The sequence below is a fragment of the Streptomyces flaveolus genome (genome assembly GCF_000716535.1).
Lineage (GTDB): Bacteria > Actinomycetota > Actinomycetes > Streptomycetales > Streptomycetaceae > Streptomyces > Streptomyces flaveolus_A.
On sequence record NZ_JNWV01000006.1, the window covers coordinates 105,708 to 123,134 of the forward strand.

The 17,427-nt window shown below is 73.0% G+C and carries 21 protein-coding genes; 15 read left to right on the forward strand and 6 right to left on the reverse strand.

Annotated elements, in window-relative coordinates; genetic code table 11:
* The first annotated feature begins 149 nt into the window (after window positions 1–149).
* From OO52_RS07050 to OO52_RS07065, 5 genes are read left to right on the forward strand one after another with little or no spacing between them, the layout of a single operon-like run.
* Window positions 150–1,373: an NYN domain-containing protein gene (locus OO52_RS07050; protein ID WP_030642065.1), complete on the forward strand. Its 1,224-nt coding sequence runs from the start codon at window positions 150–152 to the stop codon at window positions 1,371–1,373.
* A 59-nt stretch (window positions 1,374–1,432) separates the two neighbouring features.
* Window positions 1,433–2,446, forward strand: a complete 1,014-nt coding sequence (locus OO52_RS07055) for an ABC transporter ATP-binding protein (RefSeq protein WP_048910298.1) — start codon at window positions 1,433–1,435, stop codon at window positions 2,444–2,446.
* Window positions 2,443–2,574, forward strand: a complete 132-nt coding sequence (locus OO52_RS53930; protein WP_267885017.1) for a hypothetical protein — start codon at window positions 2,443–2,445, stop codon at window positions 2,572–2,574. The genes OO52_RS07055 and OO52_RS53930 overlap by 4 nt, the downstream gene beginning before the upstream one ends.
* The gene (locus OO52_RS07060; protein ID WP_030642069.1) at window positions 2,571–3,392 is read left to right on the forward strand and encodes an ABC transporter permease; all 822 of its coding nucleotides are present in this window, start codon (window positions 2,571–2,573) and stop codon (window positions 3,390–3,392) included. Before OO52_RS53930 ends, OO52_RS07060 begins: the two co-directional genes overlap by 4 nt.
* Before the next feature lie 34 nt (window positions 3,393–3,426).
* Window positions 3,427–4,068 (forward strand): hypothetical protein, encoded by a 642-nt coding sequence (locus OO52_RS07065; RefSeq protein WP_030642071.1) that lies wholly within the window; start codon window positions 3,427–3,429, stop codon window positions 4,066–4,068.
* Window positions 4,069–4,168: 100 nt separating this feature from the next.
* Here the strand turns inward: OO52_RS07065 and ybaK are convergent, their stop codons facing one another.
* From ybaK to OO52_RS07085, 4 genes are all read right to left on the reverse strand, one after another.
* Window positions 4,169–4,669 (reverse strand): Cys-tRNA(Pro) deacylase, encoded by a 501-nt coding sequence (gene ybaK / locus OO52_RS07070; RefSeq protein ID WP_030642073.1) that lies wholly within the window; start codon window positions 4,667–4,669, stop codon window positions 4,169–4,171.
* Window positions 4,670–4,686: 17 nt separating this feature from the next.
* Window positions 4,687–5,427: an LON peptidase substrate-binding domain-containing protein gene (locus OO52_RS07075; protein ID WP_030642075.1), complete on the reverse strand. Its 741-nt coding sequence runs from the start codon at window positions 5,425–5,427 to the stop codon at window positions 4,687–4,689.
* An 11-nt stretch (window positions 5,428–5,438) separates the two neighbouring features.
* The gene (locus tag OO52_RS07080) at window positions 5,439–6,524 is read right to left on the reverse strand and encodes a hypothetical protein (RefSeq protein ID WP_030642077.1); all 1,086 of its coding nucleotides are present in this window, start codon (window positions 6,522–6,524) and stop codon (window positions 5,439–5,441) included.
* Between the two features lie 272 nt (window positions 6,525–6,796).
* Window positions 6,797–8,374 carry a hypothetical protein gene (locus OO52_RS07085; RefSeq protein WP_030642079.1) on the reverse strand — a complete coding sequence of 526 codons (1,578 nt, stop codon included), beginning with the start codon at window positions 8,372–8,374 and terminating at the stop codon, window positions 6,797–6,799.
* A 233-nt stretch (window positions 8,375–8,607) separates the two neighbouring features.
* Here OO52_RS07085 and hisD point away from each other — a divergent pair, with 233 nt between their 5' ends.
* From hisD to OO52_RS07135, 10 genes are all read left to right on the forward strand, one after another.
* Entirely contained in the window at window positions 8,608–9,933 is a 1,326-nt protein-coding gene (hisD, locus tag OO52_RS07090; protein WP_030642081.1) for a histidinol dehydrogenase, read from the forward strand.
* Window positions 9,930–11,045, forward strand: coding sequence for a histidinol-phosphate transaminase (locus OO52_RS07095; protein WP_030642082.1), 1,116 nt, complete (start codon window positions 9,930–9,932; stop codon window positions 11,043–11,045). The genes hisD and OO52_RS07095 overlap by 4 nt, the downstream gene beginning before the upstream one ends.
* The gene (hisB, locus tag OO52_RS07100; RefSeq protein WP_030605410.1) at window positions 11,042–11,635 is read left to right on the forward strand and encodes an imidazoleglycerol-phosphate dehydratase HisB; all 594 of its coding nucleotides are present in this window, start codon (window positions 11,042–11,044) and stop codon (window positions 11,633–11,635) included. The genes OO52_RS07095 and hisB overlap by 4 nt, the downstream gene beginning before the upstream one ends.
* Before the next feature lie 3 nt (window positions 11,636–11,638).
* Window positions 11,639–11,803 carry a hypothetical protein gene (locus OO52_RS51390; RefSeq protein WP_014672133.1) on the forward strand — a complete coding sequence of 55 codons (165 nt, stop codon included), beginning with the start codon at window positions 11,639–11,641 and terminating at the stop codon, window positions 11,801–11,803.
* Window positions 11,794–12,450, forward strand: coding sequence for an imidazole glycerol phosphate synthase subunit HisH (gene hisH / locus OO52_RS07110; protein ID WP_078629998.1), 657 nt, complete (start codon window positions 11,794–11,796; stop codon window positions 12,448–12,450). The genes OO52_RS51390 and hisH overlap by 10 nt, the downstream gene beginning before the upstream one ends.
* 3 nt (window positions 12,451–12,453) lie before the next feature.
* Window positions 12,454–13,179, forward strand: a complete 726-nt coding sequence (priA, locus tag OO52_RS07115; protein ID WP_030642095.1) for a bifunctional 1-(5-phosphoribosyl)-5-((5-phosphoribosylamino)methylideneamino)imidazole-4-carboxamide isomerase/phosphoribosylanthranilate isomerase PriA — start codon at window positions 12,454–12,456, stop codon at window positions 13,177–13,179.
* Complete coding sequence (locus tag OO52_RS07120; RefSeq protein ID WP_030642097.1) at window positions 13,176–13,565, forward strand: RidA family protein; 390 nt, start codon at window positions 13,176–13,178, stop codon at window positions 13,563–13,565. The genes priA and OO52_RS07120 overlap by 4 nt, the downstream gene beginning before the upstream one ends.
* A gap of 23 nt (window positions 13,566–13,588) precedes the next feature.
* Window positions 13,589–14,344 (forward strand): imidazole glycerol phosphate synthase subunit HisF, encoded by a 756-nt coding sequence (gene hisF / locus OO52_RS07125; protein WP_030642099.1) that lies wholly within the window; start codon window positions 13,589–13,591, stop codon window positions 14,342–14,344.
* Between the two features lie 114 nt (window positions 14,345–14,458).
* On the forward strand, window positions 14,459–15,046 hold the full coding sequence (locus OO52_RS07130; protein WP_030642101.1) for an ArsR/SmtB family transcription factor: 588 nt from the start codon (window positions 14,459–14,461) through the stop codon (window positions 15,044–15,046).
* A 22-nt stretch (window positions 15,047–15,068) separates the two neighbouring features.
* On the forward strand, window positions 15,069–16,307 hold the full coding sequence (locus tag OO52_RS07135; protein WP_030642103.1) for an MFS transporter: 1,239 nt from the start codon (window positions 15,069–15,071) through the stop codon (window positions 16,305–16,307).
* A 7-nt stretch (window positions 16,308–16,314) separates the two neighbouring features.
* On the opposite strand, the gene OO52_RS07140 is transcribed toward OO52_RS07135, so the two are convergent.
* Both OO52_RS07140 and OO52_RS07145 read right to left on the reverse strand, forming a co-directional pair.
* Complete coding sequence (locus OO52_RS07140; protein WP_030642105.1) at window positions 16,315–16,713, reverse strand: VOC family protein; 399 nt, start codon at window positions 16,711–16,713, stop codon at window positions 16,315–16,317.
* A 12-nt stretch (window positions 16,714–16,725) separates the two neighbouring features.
* Window positions 16,726–17,361: a TIGR03085 family metal-binding protein gene (locus tag OO52_RS07145; protein WP_030642107.1), complete on the reverse strand. Its 636-nt coding sequence runs from the start codon at window positions 17,359–17,361 to the stop codon at window positions 16,726–16,728.
* Window positions 17,362–17,427: the final 66 nt, after the last annotated feature.

The following is a 17,427-nucleotide window of genomic DNA, read 5'->3' on the forward strand; positions in this document are numbered from 1 at the left end:
CGGATAATTACCGTGTGTGACAGGGGTGGTGGGCGGACCGGAACCGCAAACGCCACGCCGAAGATCGAGTTCGGGCCGTTAACCCCCGCGTGGTCGGGCAGACTCGAAGGAAGTCCGAAGCAAAGCCTCCCGGGAAGAGGGTGAGTCGCGTGGACCGCTGCATCGTCCTGGTGGACGCCGGGTATCTGCTGGGAGCCGCCGCCAGCCTCCTCGCCGGTGAGCCCTCGCGGTCCCGGATCACCGTCGACCACGCCGCGCTGATCCAGGCGCTGCGGGAACGCGCGGAGTCCGACACCGAGCGCCCCCTGCTGCGCATCTACTGGTTCGACGGCGCCCCCGACCGGGTCCCCCAGCCGGAGCATCGCCGGCTGCGCGTGATGCCCCGGGTCACCGTCCGCCTCGGCGCCCTCACCCGGAGCGACGGACGCTGGGCCCAGAAGGGCGTCGACGCCGCCATGCACGCCGAGCTGACCGAGCTGGCCCGCAACCGCGCCTGCTCCGACGTCGTCCTTGTCACCGGCGACGGCGATCTGCTGCCCGGCATGATGGCCGCCAAGGAGCACGGCGTCGCCGTCCACCTGTGGGCCGTCCAGGCCGCCGACGGCGACTACAACCAGTCGGAGGACCTGGTCGCCGAGGCCGACGAGCGGCGCGTGCTGGACCGCGCCTGGATCACCCAGGCCGTCCGCGCCAAGGAGCTGACCGGCGTCTGCGCCCCGCCACCCGCGCCCCGCCCCGAGATCGCCGCGATCCTCTCCGCCCCGCTGCCCGAGTCCGCGCTCGGCACCGCGTCCGAGCGGCCCGCCGAACAGCCCGCACACCCGCCGGCCGCCGCCGTGGCAGAGAACGGCACCCAGGAGCGGGTGACCGCCCCCAAGGGCGTCCCCACCCCCAAGGACCTGGCCGCGCTGCGCGCACCCGGCGCCCAGCCCGTGCAGCACCCGGCCACCGCGACCCTGCGCTGGTCCTCCGACAAGGGCTGGGTCGACCGGCCGGGCGCGGTCGCCGAGCCGCCCGAGGTCGCCTCCATGCCGACGCTGGCCCAGCTCACCACCGCCGAGCAGCGGTGGGCCGACCGCGAGGAGGACATCACCACCGTCGGCGGCGACCCGTACGAGGTCGGGCAGGTCTTCGCCCGCCGCTGGATCTCCCGGCTCGGCGACCAGAGCCATCTGCAGCGGCTGTCGCAGATGTACCCGCGCATCCCGCACCGGATCGACGGAGAGCTGCTGCGGTACGCGGCCCGGTTCGGGCTGCTCGCGCACAAGGACGACCAGATCGACGAGCACGACCGTTACGCCATTCGGGCGGGGTTCTGGCGGGAGATCGACGTCCCGGCGGCGGCCGAACAGCACGCGCCCGCCGCCGACTGAACGCCCGGAGCCGCCCCCAAAGGCGAGTAAAGGCCCCCGACCCCGTAGGCTCGTCCCTTGTGAGTACGCGCGCGGGACAGGCACTTCGGTACGACGAGGTCGTACGCGTGCGCGGGCTCGGCAAGACCTACCCGGCCGTGAAGGGCCGGCGGGGCGCACCGGGCACCCCGGAGGTGCGGGCCACCGACGGGGTGGAGCTGGACGTGCGGCGCGGTGAGGTCTTCGGGCTGCTCGGCCCGAACGGTGCCGGCAAGTCCACCCTCGTCCGGCAGCTCACCGGGCTGCTGCGGCCGGACACCGGCAGCGTCGAGATACTCGGCCACGACATCGTGCGCCACCCCGAGCGGGCCGCCCGGCTCCTCGCCTACCTGGGCCAGGAGTCCACCGCCCTGGACGAGCTGACCGTCTCCCTCGCGGCCGAGACCACCGGACGCCTGCGCGGCCTGGACGTCCGGCGGGCGCGGGCCGAGCGGGACGCCGTCCTGGAGGAGCTGGGGCTGACCCCGATCGCCGGGCGGGCGCTGAAGAAGCTGTCCGGCGGGCAGCGGCGGCTCGCCTGCGTCGCAGCCGCGCTGGTCGGGGAACGGCCGCTGCTCGTGCTGGACGAGCCGACCACCGGCATGGACCCGGTGGCCCGGCGCGCGGTGTGGGCGGCCGTGGACCGGCGGCGGGCCGAGCGGGGTACGACCGTGCTGCTGGTCACTCACAACGTCATCGAGGCCGAGACGGTCCTGGACCGGGTCGCCGTGCTCGACCAGGGCCGGGTCATCGCCTGCGACAGCCCCGCCGGACTCAAGGCGCAGGTCGCCGGCGAGGTGCGGGTGGAGCTGATGTGGCGGGAGCGGGCGCCGCTGGAGGTGCCCGAGGTCGCGGTGTTGCGCGAGCGGGCGGTGGAGTCCGGCCGGCGCTGGACGCTCCGGCTCGCGCCCGAGGAGGCCCGCGCCGTCGTCGCCACGGTGACCGGCGGGACCGCCTTCGCCGCCCTGGACGACTTCACGCTCGCCACGCCCAGCCTGGAGGACGTCTACCTGGCGCTGGGCGGCGCGGCCCGGCAGGGGCTGGTGAAGACATGAGCACACCGGCCGCGGAACGCGTATGGGGCGGTACGACCGCCGTGGCGAACAGCCCCGCCGGAGCGGCGGCCGTAGCGAAGAGGCCCGCCGTGGTGACCGCCGTGGGGAAGAGGAGCAACCCGTCGTGAGTGTCGTACCCGCCGAGGTTCTGCCGGGCGGTGCCCGGGCCGTGCCGGACGCGGCGGCCGGCGCGGCCGAGCTCGGGCCGCCCGCGCGGCTGTGGCCGTCGCTGGTGGCCGTCTACCGGGCGCAGCTCTCCCGCGCCCGGGTGGCGCGGATCACGCTGCTGTTCGTGGCGACCTTCCAGTCCATCGGGATCGCCGTGATGATGCGCGGCGTCGTCGACAGCGGCCACGAGGCCCAGTCCGTGGTGGCCGGGTCCTCCGTGCTGGTCGTCGCGTACGTCGCGCTGAACCTGCTGTCGCAGTACTTCGGGCAGCTCCGGGCCAGCGGCGGGCTCGACCACTACGCCACGCTGCCGGTGCCGCCGGCGGCCGTCGTGCTGGGCGCGGCGGCGGCGTACGCCTCCTTCACCGTGCCGGGGACCTTGGTGACCGCCGTCTTCGGCTGTGTGCTGTTCGGGCTGCCGCTGTCCAACCTGTGGATCCTGGTGGCCGTCATCCCGCTCGCCGGGGCCGCGCTGGCCGGGCTGGGCGCCGCCTGCGGGCTGCTCGCGCCCCGCCCGGAGCTGGCCACGCTGCTCGGTCAGCTGGGCATGTCGGCCGCGCTGCTGCTCGGCGTGCTGCCGGCCGACCGGATGCCGGAGATCGTACGGCTGGCCCGTGACCTGCTGCCGTCGACGTACGGCGTGGAGGCGTACGCGCGGACCTTCGGGACGGACCCCGACTGGGCCGTGGTCCTCGCTGACCTGGGGGTGTGCGCGGGCGTCGGTGTGATCTCGCTGGCCGTGGCGACCTGGGCGTACCGCAGGGCCGCCGTCCGGTGACGCGGCCCACTGCACGACCTGGCACGATGGTCGGGTGACCGCACCGCTGACTCCGCCTCCTCCGCCGCACGAGAACTCCCCGCACCAGGTCTGGCAGACGCCGCCGCCCGCCGGGGCGCCGGGTGCGGGTGCGTACGAACAGGACGGCCCCGGGATGAAGACGGAACTGCGGGAGGCCGCCGTGATCGCGGTGGCGGTGGCGCTCGGCGGGGTGCTGCTGGGGCTGCTGTGGTGGTGGCTGGCGCCGCACGTGCCGCTGATCGCTGACGAGGTCGACAAGAACTGGGTCGTCTACGTCAAGGACAGCGAGGGTGAGCAGGCGGTCGGGGTGGACGGTACGTTCACCCTGCTGGGGCTCGCCTTCGGGCTGGTCAGCGCCCTGGTGGTGTTCCTGCTGCGGCGGCGCGGCGGTGTGCCGGCCGTGGTGGCACTCGGCCTCGGCGGGCTGCTCGGATCCCTGCTGGCCTGGCGGCTCGGGGTGTGGCTGGGGCCCGAGTCCGACGTGCTCGCGCACGCGCGGGCCGTGGGCAAGGGGGTGACGTTCTCGGCGCCGCTGAAGCTGTCGGCGAAGGGGGCGCTGCTGGCGTGGCCGCTGGCGGGCTTGCTGGTGCACCTCGGACTGACCGCGCTGTTCGGGCCCCGGGACCCCGAGGTGCCGCACGGCGAGAGGCCCTGACGGACGCCGTGGAGTGAGCGCGGTGGCGGGCGAGCCGTCGCCGCCGGGCGGGCCGGCGGGCAGCGTCAGCCGCGTCCGATCGGCGCCAGCACCGCCTCCGTCAGCCGCGTCCGATCGGCGCCAGCACCGCCTCCGTCAGTTTCGCCAGGTCTCCCGGCGCCAGCTCGACCTCCAGGCCCCGGCGGCCCGCCGAGACACAGATCGTCGCGTGGGACTCCGCCGAGTCGTCGATGACCGTCGGGAGCTTCTTGCGCTGGCCGAGGGGCGAGATGCCGCCGCGCACGTAGCCCGTGGTGCGTTCGGCGAGGGCCGGGTCGGCCATGGCCGCCCGCTTGCCGCCCACCGCCGCCGCGAGCGCCTTCAGGTCCAGCGAACCGGCCACCGGGACCACACCGACCACCAGGGAGCCGTCCACGTCGGCCACCAGGGTCTTGAAGACGCGGTCGGGGGAGACGCCCATCGCCTCCGCCGCCTCCTCGCCGTAGGAGGGGTGGGACGGGTCGTGGTCGTAGGCGTGGACCGTGAACTCCACGCCCGCCGCCGTGAGGGCCACCGTCGCGGGCGTTCCCCCGGACTGCTGCTTCTTCGACTTCTTCGCCATCGGGGTGTCGGGCTTCCTCAGTTCAGACTCGTCGGCGTCCGCGTCAGCTCGAACGCGGGCAACGACGGCAGACTACGGATGATGGACGTCTCCGCGCGAAGGAGTTTCAGCTCGTCCCGGAGCCGGGAGGCGGTGTCCGGGGCCTGGAGCAGCCGCTGCTTGGTCGGCGTGTCGTGCACCATCGCGGCGGCCACCAGGTACGACACCACGGCCGGGTCGTCCGGCAGGTCGGTACCGGTGGACAGTGAGCGCTCGCGGGCGCCCGCCAGACGCTTCTGGTACTGGCGGAAGGAGCGCAGGACGCCCTCGGCCAGCGCGCCGGCCTCGTCCCCGGGCTCCTCCGGCAGCTCCTCCAGCTCGGCGGTCAGGAACGGGCCGGACGCGTCAACGGACAGCAGGCGGACGCGGGTCGTGCCCGTCGCCAGCACCTCGAAGGTGCCGTCGGAGCGCTCCCGGATGGTCGCCGCGTCCGCCACACAGCCGACCCCGTGGAAGGCCTTGAGCGGGTCGGGGCCGAAGCCCGCGGCCGGGCCCCGGTCGGGCTGGGCCGTGGGATCGGGCATGCCCGGGGCGCTCGGCGCGACCTCGTGGCCGTCGCGGATGGCGACGACGGCGAAGCGGCGAGGCTCCTCCTCGGGGGTCTTCAGCAGCGAGCGCATCATGGAGCGATAACGCTCCTCGAAGACGTTCAGCGGCAGCACGAGCCCCGGGAACAGCACCGAGTTCAGCGGAAAGAGCGGCAGACGGACGGTGGTCACGGCGCCCCAGCCTAGTGGTCGGCGGCGCGGGCGTGTCCGCCGTGCTCGCCGAGAGGGTCCGGGGACGCCGTCAGCAGCCCGGCCGGGGCGGGCCGCGGCCCAGCCGTCTCCAGGTGTTCGCGCACGCGCAGGAAGTGGCCGAGCGGGTCGTCCGAGAGCCGGTCCCAGGGGAAGGAGGTGGCGTAGGGGCCGATCAGGCGGAGCTGGGTGCGGGCGTCGTCCCAGCGGTCCAGCCGCAGCAGCAGGTACAGCAGTTTGTTGCGGACCTCGGCGGGCCACGGGTCGGCCGCCGGGAAGCGCCCGGACAGCTCGACGGCACGGTCGGCCGCCGCGTCCAGCCGGGCGCGCGGCACCTCGGGGCCGCAGCCGTCGGTCAGATAGCCGAAGGCCGCCCGGGCGGGCAGCGCCTGGACGAGCGAGTCCGCCGGGGCGTCCTGCGCGGCCCGGTCGGCGAAGTCGAAGCACTCGCGGTGGGAGCCGTGCCGAGTGTGGGGCGTGTCCCCCCACAGGGTGCAGCAGAAGGCGGCCAGGTAGCGCAGGGCGGCCACGTGGCAGCCGTAGTGGTGCGGGGCGCGCCGGACGGCCGCCTCCCACAGCTCCTCGAAGTAGCGGTGCCCGGCCCGCGAGCCGCGCGCGTGGTCGAGCGCGATCCGCCAGGGCACCGGGTCGCGGTCGTCGGCGCGGGCGGCGGCGGTGATGAGCGGGCTCACCTCGCGCAGCAGCTCGGCCCGGGCGGGCGAGGGCCAGGCGTGGTCCACCGCCAGCTGGGCCCCGAGCAGCAGCACGCCGGGGTCGTCCGGGGCGGCGGCGCGCCACTCCTCGTACCACTCGGGGCGCGAGCGGGCGAAGGCGGCCAGGCGCCGCACGTACCGGTCCCGGTTCTCCCACTCGGCCGCGGTGCGGGTGGCCGCGAGCAGGCCGGCCGCGGCGGCGTACTCGCCCCGGCCGGCCGCGACCAGCGCGGGCGAGAGGCGGTCGTCGGGCGCGTCGAGCACGGCCTCGTCCCCGGTCGGCGGTCGGCCGGCCGGGCGCGCGGAGCGTTTGGTCGTCCGGGTGGGGCGGATGAACGAGGGCAGCAGAGCCATGGTGTCGACCATTGAAAGTCCGCAGGTCGGGGCCGCGCCAGAGGGCCTGGGCAAGTCATGGAAAGTTGTACGCCCGACAGTCAAGGGCCGGTAAAGGGTGAATGTGCATTTTGTGCGAGGTGTGTGGGCGGAGGGTGGATTCCGTCAGCTCTGACGGATGCCGTCGGGCCCGCCGCGTTCCGTCGGCCCCCCGATCCGCCGGCTCCACGGATCCGTCGGTCTCCCGCCTTCGTCGGCTCCACGGCTCCGTCGGCCTCCCGCATCCGTCGGCCTCCCGGCTTCCGTCAGCCCCGCCGCAGCAGCCGGGTCGCGCCCGCCGCCACCGTCGTCGCCAGGACCCAGCCGATCAGGATCAGCGCCGCCGCCAGCCACTGCCAGCCGCCGCGCAGCTGCCACTGGCCGGCCTGGCCCAGGTCGATCACCGGCAGCAGCAGGTCCAGCGTGAACAGCGCCGGGCTCCAGACCGGATGGCCGCCGGAACTGACCGGCGGATGGTCCGCGCGCGCGAAGGCGAGCGTGCCCGCCGCCCACAGCACCGCCATCCACACCGCGGCCCGGCCCGGGCGGTAGCCGTAGGCGACCGTCCAGTCCTGGAGGTAACCCCAGGACTTCCCGGCCAGCGGCAGCGTCTCACGCCGCCGGCGCTGCTTGGCGAGCAGCACCTCGCGCGCGTCCTCGTCCTCGCCGGCCGCCCGCAGCACCGCCGCCAGCCGCTCGTACGGCTCCGGGGCGTACTCGGCGGTGGCCGCCGCCACCCAGTCCAGACGCTGGGTCAGCGGGAAGGGGCCCTGCGGCACCAGGCTCTCGTAGGCGAACCCGCCCATGTGCAGATTGCCCGCGTCCGGCCAGCTGCTCGCCCGGTCCACCAGGTTCACCACCCGCGCGCCGGACAGCACCACCTTGCCGCGCTCCGGCTTGTCCCCGAGGAAGCGCAGCTCAGGCGTCTGCACCCGGCGCAGCGACAGCTCCTGGTCGTCGGTGAAGGCGAACCGGGCCCGCTCCAGGTCGACGGCGTCCCCGAACCGCCCGTCGTCCAGACGCACCCCGCCCCGGGACTCGAACCGCTGGATGCGTGTCCCGCGCGCGGGTGTCGTGCCGCTCAGCAGCGGGTTGCCCACGCCGGCCGGGGTCAGGTACAGGGTGCGCTCGACCGTGAGCTGCGGGGCGTTCAGGGCGAAACGGGCGTAGGGGTTGGCGAGCTTGGCGCCGCGCAGGCTGAGCGAGACGCCGATCTGGGCACCGCGCAGGCTGAACTCGCCGTGCGACTCCAGCATCTCCGCCTGGAGGTCCTGGCCGACGGTCAGGCCGTCGGCCGCGATGGACCGGCCGCCGCGGTCCCGGTACGCGACCGCCTGGTTGAGCAGCAGATCGGTGCCGATGTGCGCGTCCGTCAGCCGGACCCCGTTCTGGAAGCGGCAGCGCGGCAGATGCAGATCGCCCTCCGTGTGCACGCGGGCGGCCTCCAGGCGCGGCACCGCGCAGTCCACCAGGCGCAGGGTCGTGAACCGGGCCTCCGGCAGCCGCACCTCCTCGTCGAAGCGGCAGCCGCGCAGCTCGACGTACGGCGTGACCTGGCCGCCCGCCAGGTCCAGCGGATCGGTGATCCGCACGCCGACGAGCTTCAGCGCGGACACCCGGCCGGCGAGTGCCGGCGGGCCGTCGAGGAGCAGCCAGCAGACGATGCGGGCCCGGACGGTCCGCTCGGGACCCCAGGGGTGCCCGCCGTGCGGATCGTCCACCGCGAAGTCGCCGCTGCTCAGGTCGTACACGCTGCCGTTGCGGAAGGCCTGCCACATGCCCGCCTCGGTCGCGGTCAGGTCGTCCGGCAGGTCCCCCGTGCGGATGCCGGCACCCTCGCTCACCGTTCTCCTCTTCCGGTTCGCTGGTTTTCGTACAGCCGTTCATGCCCTGTGTGACCGCCCGGACACCACCCGTGAAGGTGATCTTCCGGGTTCCGGCCACCCTCTGTACCAGCCATTGGCGCACGTATGTACCAGCCATTGGCCCACATCTGTACCAGTCATTGGTCCATGTTCTGTATCAGCCATTGATACGCGCGGACGGCTCCCGACGGCGGTCTGAGAGAATTGGGACTGTGATTTCCCGAATCGATCTGCGCGGCGACGCCCTTCCCGAGGGCCCCGCCCTGCGCGACCTGCTGCCCCGAGCCGACTTCGACGTTCAGGCCGCCCTGGAGAAGGTGCGCCCGATCTGCGAGGCCGTGCATCATCGTGGCGACGCGGCGCTGATCGACTTCGCCGAGAAGTTCGACGGAGTACGGCTGGAAACCGTCCGTGTCCCTGCCCAGGCGCTCGCCGACGCGCTCGCCGGCCTCGACCCGGCCGTGCGCGCCGCCCTGGAGGAGTCCATCCGCCGCGCCCGGCTGGTCCACCGCGAGCAGCGCCGTACGACCCACACCACGCAGGTCGTGCCCGGCGGCTCGGTGACCGAGAAGTGGGTTCCGGTCGAGCGTGTCGGGCTGTACGCGCCCGGCGGCCGCTCGGTCTACCCGTCCTCCGTGGTGATGAACGTGGTGCCCGCCCAGGAGGCCGGCGTCGAGTCCATCGCACTCGCCTCACCGGCCCAGGCCGAGTTCGGCGGGCTGCCGCACCCGACGATCCTCGCCGCCTGCGCCCTGCTCGGCGTGGACGAGGTGTACGCGGCCGGCGGCGCCACCGCCGTCGCGATGTTCGCGTACGGCACGGAGTCCTGCCCGCCCGCCAACATGGTCACCGGGCCCGGCAACATCTGGGTCGCCGCCGCCAAGCGCTACTTCACCGGCAAGATCGGCATCGACGCCGAGGCCGGTCCGACCGAGATCGCGATCCTCGCGGACGCCGGCGCCGACCCGGTTCACGTCGCCTCCGACCTGATCAGCCAGGCCGAGCACGACCCGCTGGCGGCGGCCGTGCTGGTCACCGACTCCGTCGAGCTGGCGGACGCGGTCGAGAAGGAGCTGGAGCCGCAGGTCGCGGCCACCAAGCACGTCGAGGACCGGATCGTGCCCGCGCTGAAGGGCAAGCAGTCCGCCATCGTGCTGGTCGACGGCATCGACGAGGGCCTGCGGGTCGTCGACGCGTACGGCGCCGAGCACCTGGAGATCCAGACCGCCGACGCCGCGGCGGTGGCCGACCGGGTCCGCAACGCCGGCGCGATCTTCATCGGCCCCTGGGCCCCCGTCTCGCTCGGCGACTACGCGGCGGGGTCCAACCACGTGCTGCCCACCGGCGGCTGCGCCTGCCACTCCTCGGGCCTGTCCGTCCAGTCCTTCCTCCGGGGCATCCACATCGTGGACTACACGAGGGACGCGCTCGCCGAGGTCGCCCACCACGTGGTGACACTGGCGGAGGCCGAGGACCTGCCGGCGCACGGCGCGGCCGTCAAGGCCAGGTTCGGCTGGAAGGTACCCGAGAGCAAGTGAGCGACGTGCGGATCGACGATCTCCCCGTACGGGACGAGCTGCGAGGCAAGTCCCCTTACGGCGCGCCCCAGTTGGACGTACCCGTACGGCTGAACACCAACGAGAACCCCTACCCGCTGCCCGAGCCGCTGGTCGAGCGGATCGCGGAGCGGGTGCGGGAGGCCGCCCGTGGCCTGAACCGCTACCCCGACCGGGACGCCGTTCAGCTGCGCACCGAGCTGGCCAAGTACCTCACCAGGACCGGCAAGTACCCGCTCGGCGTCGAGAACGTGTGGGCCGCCAACGGCTCCAACGAGGTCATCCAGCAGCTGCTGCAGACCTTCGGCGGACCGGGCCGTACGGCGATCGGCTTCGAGCCGTCGTACTCGATGCACGCGCTCATCGCGCGCGGGACCGGCACCGGCTGGATCTCCGGCCCGCGAAGCGAGGACTTCACGATCGACCTCGCCGCCGCCCAGAGCGCCATCGCCGAGCACAAGCCGGACGTCGTCTTCATCACCACCCCCAACAACCCCACCGGCAACGCGGTCCCGCCGGAGACGGTCCTCGCCCTGTACGAGGCGGCGCAGGCGGCCAAGCCGTCCATGGTCGTCGTGGACGAGGCGTACATCGAGTTCAGCCACGGCGACTCGCTGCTGCCGCTGCTGGAGGGTCGCCCGCACCTGGTGGTCTCCCGGACGATGTCCAAGGCGTTCGGCGCGGCCGGCCTGCGCCTCGGCTACCTGGCCGCGCACCCGGCCGTCGTGGACGCCGTCCAGCTCGTCCGGCTGCCGTACCACCTGTCGGCGATCACCCAGGCGACCGCCCTGGCCGCGCTGGAGCACACCGACACGCTGCTCGGGTACGTCGAGCAGCTCAAGGCCGAGCGGGACCGGCTGGTCGCCGAGCTGCGCGCGATCGGCTACGAGGTCATCGAGTCCGACGCGAACTTCGTGCAGTTCGGCCGGTTCGCCAGCGCCCACGAGGCCTGGCGGAAGATCCTCGACCGGGGCGTGCTGGTCCGGGACAACGGCGTACCGGGATGGCTGCGGGTGTCCGCCGGCACCCCGGAGGAGAACGACGCGTTCCTCGACGCGGTCCGTGAGTTGAAGAAGGAGCAGGGTTTTTCATGAGCCGCACAGGACGCGTGGAGCGCACCACCAAGGAGACGTCGGTGCTGGTCGAGATAGACCTCGACGGCACCGGCCGGACCGACATCGCCACCGGCGTCGGCTTCTACGACCACATGCTCGACCAGCTCGGCCGCCACGGTCTGTTCGACCTGACCGTCAAGACCGACGGCGACCTGCACATCGACTCCCACCACACCATCGAGGACACCGCCCTCGCGCTCGGCGCCGCCTTCAAGCAGGCCCTCGGCGACAAGGTGGGCATCTACCGCTTCGGCAACTGCACGGTCCCGCTGGACGAGTCCCTCGCCCAGGTCACCGTCGACCTGTCCGGCCGCCCGTACCTCGTGCACACCGAGCCCGAGAACATGGCGCCGATGATCGGCGAGTACGACACGACGATGACCCGGCACATCCTGGAGTCCTTCGTCGCCCAGGCGCAGATCGCGCTGCACGTGCACGTTCCGTACGGGCGCAACGCGCACCACATCGTGGAGTGCCAGTTCAAGGCGCTGGCCCGGGCGCTGCGTTACGCCTCCGAGCGCGACCCGCGCGCGGCCGGCATCCTCCCGTCGACGAAGGGCGCGCTGTAACCCATGACCGGTCTGTCGACCCTCCTGATCGTCGTCGGCCTCTTCCTGGTCGGCGGCATCATCTCCTTCGTCAAGCAGAAGATGCCCACCAGCCTGATCGTGCTGCTCTCGATCGGCGCGGGCCTGTGCCTGGTGGCGGGCGTCATGCGGCTGGAGGTGTGGAATTGAGCACCACGTCCGGGAAGAAGAAGGTCGTCGTCTTCGACTACGGCTTCGGCAACGTCCGCTCCGCCGAGCGGGCCCTCGCGCGCGTGGGCGCCGACGTCGAGATAACGCGCGACTTCGACAAGGCGATGAACGCCGACGGCCTGCTCGTGCCGGGCGTCGGCGCCTTCGCCGCCTGCATGCAGGGCCTGCGCGCCGCCCGGGGCGACTGGGTCGTGGACCGTCGGCTGTCCGGCGGGCGCCCGGTCATGGGCATCTGCGTGGGCATGCAGATCCTCTTCGCGCGCGGCATCGAGCACGGCGTGGAGGCCGAGGGCCTGGACGAGTGGCCGGGCACGGTCGCACCGCTCCAGGCCGACGTCGTGCCGCACATGGGCTGGAACACCGTGGACGCCCCGGCGGACTCGGAGCTGTTCGCCGGCCTGGACGCCGACGCGCGTTTCTACTTCGTGCACTCCTACGCCGTCCACGACTGGGCCCTGGAGAGCCACAACCCGGTGATCGAGGCCCCCAAGGTCACCTGGTCGACGCACGGCAAGCCGTTCGTGGCCGCCGTGGAGAACGGCGCCCTGTGGGCCACCCAGTTCCACCCCGAGAAGTCCGGCGACGCCGGCGCCCAGCTCCTCACCAACTGGATCGGAACCCTGTAGACCATGGCCAAGCTCGAACTCCTCCCCGCCGTCGACGTCCGCGACGGCCAGGCCGTCCGCCTCGTGCACGGCGAGTCCGGGACCGAGACCTCCTACGGCTCCCCGCTGGAGGCCGCTCTCGCCTGGCAGCGGTCCGGCGCCGAGTGGCTGCACCTGGTCGACCTGGACGCCGCGTTCGGCACCGGGGACAACCGCGCCCTGATCGCCGAGGTCGCGGGGGCGATGGACATCAAGGTGGAGCTGTCCGGCGGCATCCGCGACGACGACACCCTCGCCGCCGCCCTCGCCACCGGCTGCACCCGGGTGAACCTCGGCACGGCCGCCCTGGAGACCCCGGAGTGGGTCGCCAAGGTCATCGCCGAGCACGGCGACAAGATCGCCGTCGGCCTGGACGTGCGCGGCACCACCCTGCGCGGCCGGGGCTGGACCCGCGACGGCGGCGACCTCTACGAGACGCTGGAGCGCCTCGACAAGGAGGGCTGCGCCCGCTACGTCGTCACCGACATCGCCAAGGACGGCACCCTCCAGGGCCCCAACCTGGAGCTGCTGAAGAACGTGTGCGGCGCCACGGACCGCCCGGTCGTGGCCTCCGGCGGCGTGTCGTCGCTGGACGACCTCCGCGCCATCGCCGAACTGGTACCCCTCGGTGTCGAAGGCGCCATCGTAGGGAAGGCGCTGTACGCGAAGGCGTTCACCCTGGAAGAGGCCTTGGAGGCTGTGTCGTCATGACCGAAGCCGTGCGGCGCGTGCAGAGCGGAAGTCCCTGGGAAGAGAGTTTCGGATTCGCGCGCGCCGTCACGGCGGGTGACCGGGTGCTGGTGGGCGGCACGACGTCCTTCAAGGGCACCGTGCTCTACGGGGAGGGCGACCCGTACGAACAGGCCAAGGTGGCCTTCACCAGCGCCCTGGAGGCGATCGGTGAGTTCGGGCTCGGCATCGAGTCCGTGATCCGTACGCGGATGTACCTGACCCATGTGCGGGACGTGGACGCCGTCGGGCGGGCCCACCAGGAACTGTTCGACGCCGTCCGCCCGGTCTCGACCCTGCTGGTCGTGGCGGGCTTCGTCGACCCGCGCATCCTGGTCGAAGTAGAACTAGAAGCATTCAGAGGCTGAAGGCCCTAAGGAGCCGTGGATTCATGACCCTGGCGGTCCGAGTCATCCCCTGCCTGGACGTGGACAACGGCCGGGTCGTCAAGGGCGTCAACTTCCAGAACCTGCGCGACGCCGGCGACCCCGTCGAGATGGCCAAGGTGTACGACGCGGAGGGCGCCGACGAGCTGACGTTCCTCGACATCACCGCGTCCTCCGGCAACCGGGAGACGACGTACGACGTGGTGCGCCGCACCGCCGAGCAGGTGTTCATCCCGCTGACCGTCGGCGGCGGCGTCCGCACGGCCGAGGACGTGGACAAGCTGCTGCGGGCGGGCGCCGACAAGGTGGGCGTCAACACGGCGGCCATCGCGCGCCCCGACCTGATCCGCGAGATCGCCGAGCGGTTCGGCCGGCAGGTGCTGGTCCTCTCGGTGGACGCGCGACGCACGCCCGAGGGCACCTTCGAGGTCACCACCCACGGCGGCCGGCGCGGCACCGGCATCGACGCGGTGGAGTGGGCGCACCGGGCGGCGGAGCTGGGCGCGGGGGAGATCCTGCTGAACTCCATGGACGCGGACGGCACGAAGGACGGTTACGACCTGGAGATGATCGCGGCGGTGCGCAAGCACGTGACCGTCCCGGTGATCGCGTCCGGCGGTGCCGGCGAGCTGGCCCACTTCCCGCCGGCCATCGACGCGGGCGCGGACGCGGTCCTCGCGGCCTCGGTGTTCCACTTCGGCGACCTGCGGATCGGTCAGGTGAAGGAGACGTTGCGCGGGGCGGGGCACCCAGTGAGGTAGCCGTCGCTTCCGAGGCCCCGGCCAGGTGGCCGGGGCCTTTCTGTCGCCAGATGTGCAAGGAATATTGCGCAAAGCATATTGCGCAGTTTCTCTTTCCCATCTAGGTTCACTGTCATGGCACGCGAGGAGAACCGCCGGATCACGGACATCGGGACGCTCAAGGCGCTCGCCCATCCCCTGCGGATGAAGCTCTACCGGCTGCTGTTCGTCGCGGAGGTCGCCACCGCCTCACAGCTCGCCGAACAGGTGGACGAGGCCGTCTCCCTCGTCAGCTACCACCTGCGCAAGCTGGCCGAACACGGTCTCGTCGAGGAGGCCCAGCCGCGCAGCGCGGACGGGCGGGAGCGCTGGTGGCAGCCGGCGTCCGACGGCGTCACCATCCGCGACGAGGACTTCCGGGACGCCCCCGAGAAGGCGGCGGCGCACCTGGCGGCCTCGCGGATGTTCCTGGAGCAGCGCGCCGAGATGCACCGGAGGTACCTCGACGAACGCGCCCACTGGGGGCCGGAGTGGAACACGGCGGCCCACGACTCGGAGTCCCTGCTCCGGCTCACCGCCGGTGAACTCGCCGCGCTGAAGAAGGACCTGACCGACCTGCTCAAGCGGTACGACGAGCAGGGGCGGGCCCGTGAGGTCGCCGGCGACACCCAGGGGCGCGAGCACGTCGCGCTGCACGTGTACGGCTTCCCGTTCCGCGTCTGACGTCTGAGAGGACGGCCCTTACGTGACCGCCACGCTCGTACCGCCGGCCACCGCGCAGGCCCACCGCGACTCCAATGTGCTGCGCTGGCTCGGCGCCTACACCTCCTCGATGCTCGGCGACAGCGTCTACTACCTCGCCCTGTCCTGGGCCGCCGTCCAGGCCGGGAGCCCCACGCAGGCCGGGCTCGTGATGTCGGCCAGCGCACTGCCCAGGGCCGTGCTGATGCTCGGCGGGGGAGTGGTCGCCGACCGGTTCGGGCCGCGCCGGGTCGTCCTCGGCAGTGACGCCGTACGCTGTGCCGCCGCCCTCGCCGTGGCCGCCCTGCTGTTCCTCACCAGCCCCGGGCTGTGGCCGCTCGCCGTGCTGGCGCTGGTCTTCGGCACCGTCGACGCGGTGTTCATGCCCGCCGTGGGCGCCCTGCCGGCCCGCCTCACCGAGAAGGGCCAGCTCGCCCGGGTCCAGGGCATGCGCGGGCTCGCCATCCGCTTCGCGAGCGTCGTGGGCGCCCCGCTCGGCGGACTCGCCGTGGCCCTCGGCGGCGCCCCGGCCGCGTTCGCCCTCGCCGGGCTCCTCATCGCCGTATCGCTCCCCCTCCTGATGTCGGTGCGGGTGCGGGCGCTGCCGCAGGACGGCACGCCCGGTACGGCGGGCACCGCTTGGAGCGACCTGAGGGCCGGGCTGCGCTACATCCGGCGGCATCGGGTGCTCGCGCCGCTGATGGTCGCCATCACCCTCGGTGACCTCGGTTTCGTCGGGCCGTTGAACGTCGGGCTGACCCTGCTCGCCGACCGGCGCGGCTGGGGTGCCGCGGGCATGGGCTGGGTGCTCGCCGGGTTCGGGGCCGGCGCGGCAGCCGCCTCGTTGCTGCTGACCGTCCGGGGCCGGCTGCCGCGCGCCGGGCTGGTCGCCGGGTACGCCATCATCGCGGGCTGCGTGGCCATCGGCGCCCTCGCCTACGTGCCGGGCCTCGTCACCGCCGTCGCCACGGCCGTGCTCGTCGGCCTGCTCACCGGGCTCAGCGGCGCGATGTGCGGCGCCCTGCTCCAGACCCAGGCCGATCCGGCCTACCTCGGCCGGGTCACCTCCGTCTCCAGCCTGGTCAGCCTCGGCCTCACCCCGCTGAGCATGCCGTTCGCCGCCGCCGCGATCGGCACCTGGGGCCCCGGCCCGGTGTTCGTCGCCAGCGCGGTGGTCTGCGGGCTCGGCGGTGCCGTCGCCCTCGCCGTACCGGCCCTGCGCCGCGCCGAACTCCCGGGCTGACCGGCTTTCACTCCTTGGGCTGAACCAGCTGCACCAGATTGCCCACCGTGTCGTCGAACACCGCCGCGATCACCGGCCCCTGCTCCTGCGGCGGGTGCGTGAACCGGACGCCCAGGCCGCGCAGCCGGTCGTACTCCGCCCCCAGGTCGTCCACGGAGAAGACGATGCACGGCAGCCCCGCCTCGTACAGCGCCCTGCGGTACGGCTCCGCGATCGGGCCCTGGCCGGGCTCCAGCAGCAGCTGGAGATCCGGCTGGGCCCCCTCCCGGGCCCCGACCGTCACGAAGAGCGTGCCGTCGCCGAGGTCCATGTGCGTGCGGGTCTCGAAGCCGAGGACATCGGTGTAGAAGGCGTGCGCCGTCGCCACGTCGTCCACGTACACGCCGGTCATCGCCACCTTGATCACGGGCCGGCCCTCTCAGATGCCCAGTTGCCTGGTCTCGTTCAGCTTGGCGATCGCGTCCGTGTCGCCGTCCAGCTCGACCTCGGCCGCGCGCTGCCGGCCGTACGCGTACATCAGCAGCTCCGACGGCTCACCGGTCACCGTGACCACCGGCGTGCCCCGGTGCGCCACCGACGTCTGGCCGTTCGGGCGGCGCAGCACCAGACCCGTCGGAGCGCCCCGGCCCACCAGCCGCGCGGTGCGTTCGAGGCGGGACCACAGCGTGTCCTGGAAGACCGGGTCCAGCTCGCGCGGGCTCCAGTCCGGCTGGGCGCGGCGGACGTCCTCCGTGTGGACGTAGAACTCCACCACGTTGGCCGCCTCGTCGACCTGCTTGAGCTGGAAGGGTGAGAAGCGCGGCGGGCCGGTACGGATGAGCTGGACCAACTCCTCGTACGGCTTCGCCGTGTACTCGCCCATCACCTTCTCCAGACGCGGTGCGAGCTGCTTGATCAGCGTGCCCCCCGCCGCGTCCGGGCGGCGCTCGCGCACGATCACGTGCGCGGCCAGGTCCCGGGTCCGCCAGCCCTCGCAGAGGGTCTCGGCGTCGGGCCCGACGGTTTCCAAGAGGTCGGCGAGAAGAAGCCGTTCACGCTTGGCGAAGGTCGACATGCTGTCAGCCTACGACCGCGTCATCGGTCCGCCCACCCGGTCCCCCGGGGCACCACCCCGGATGGA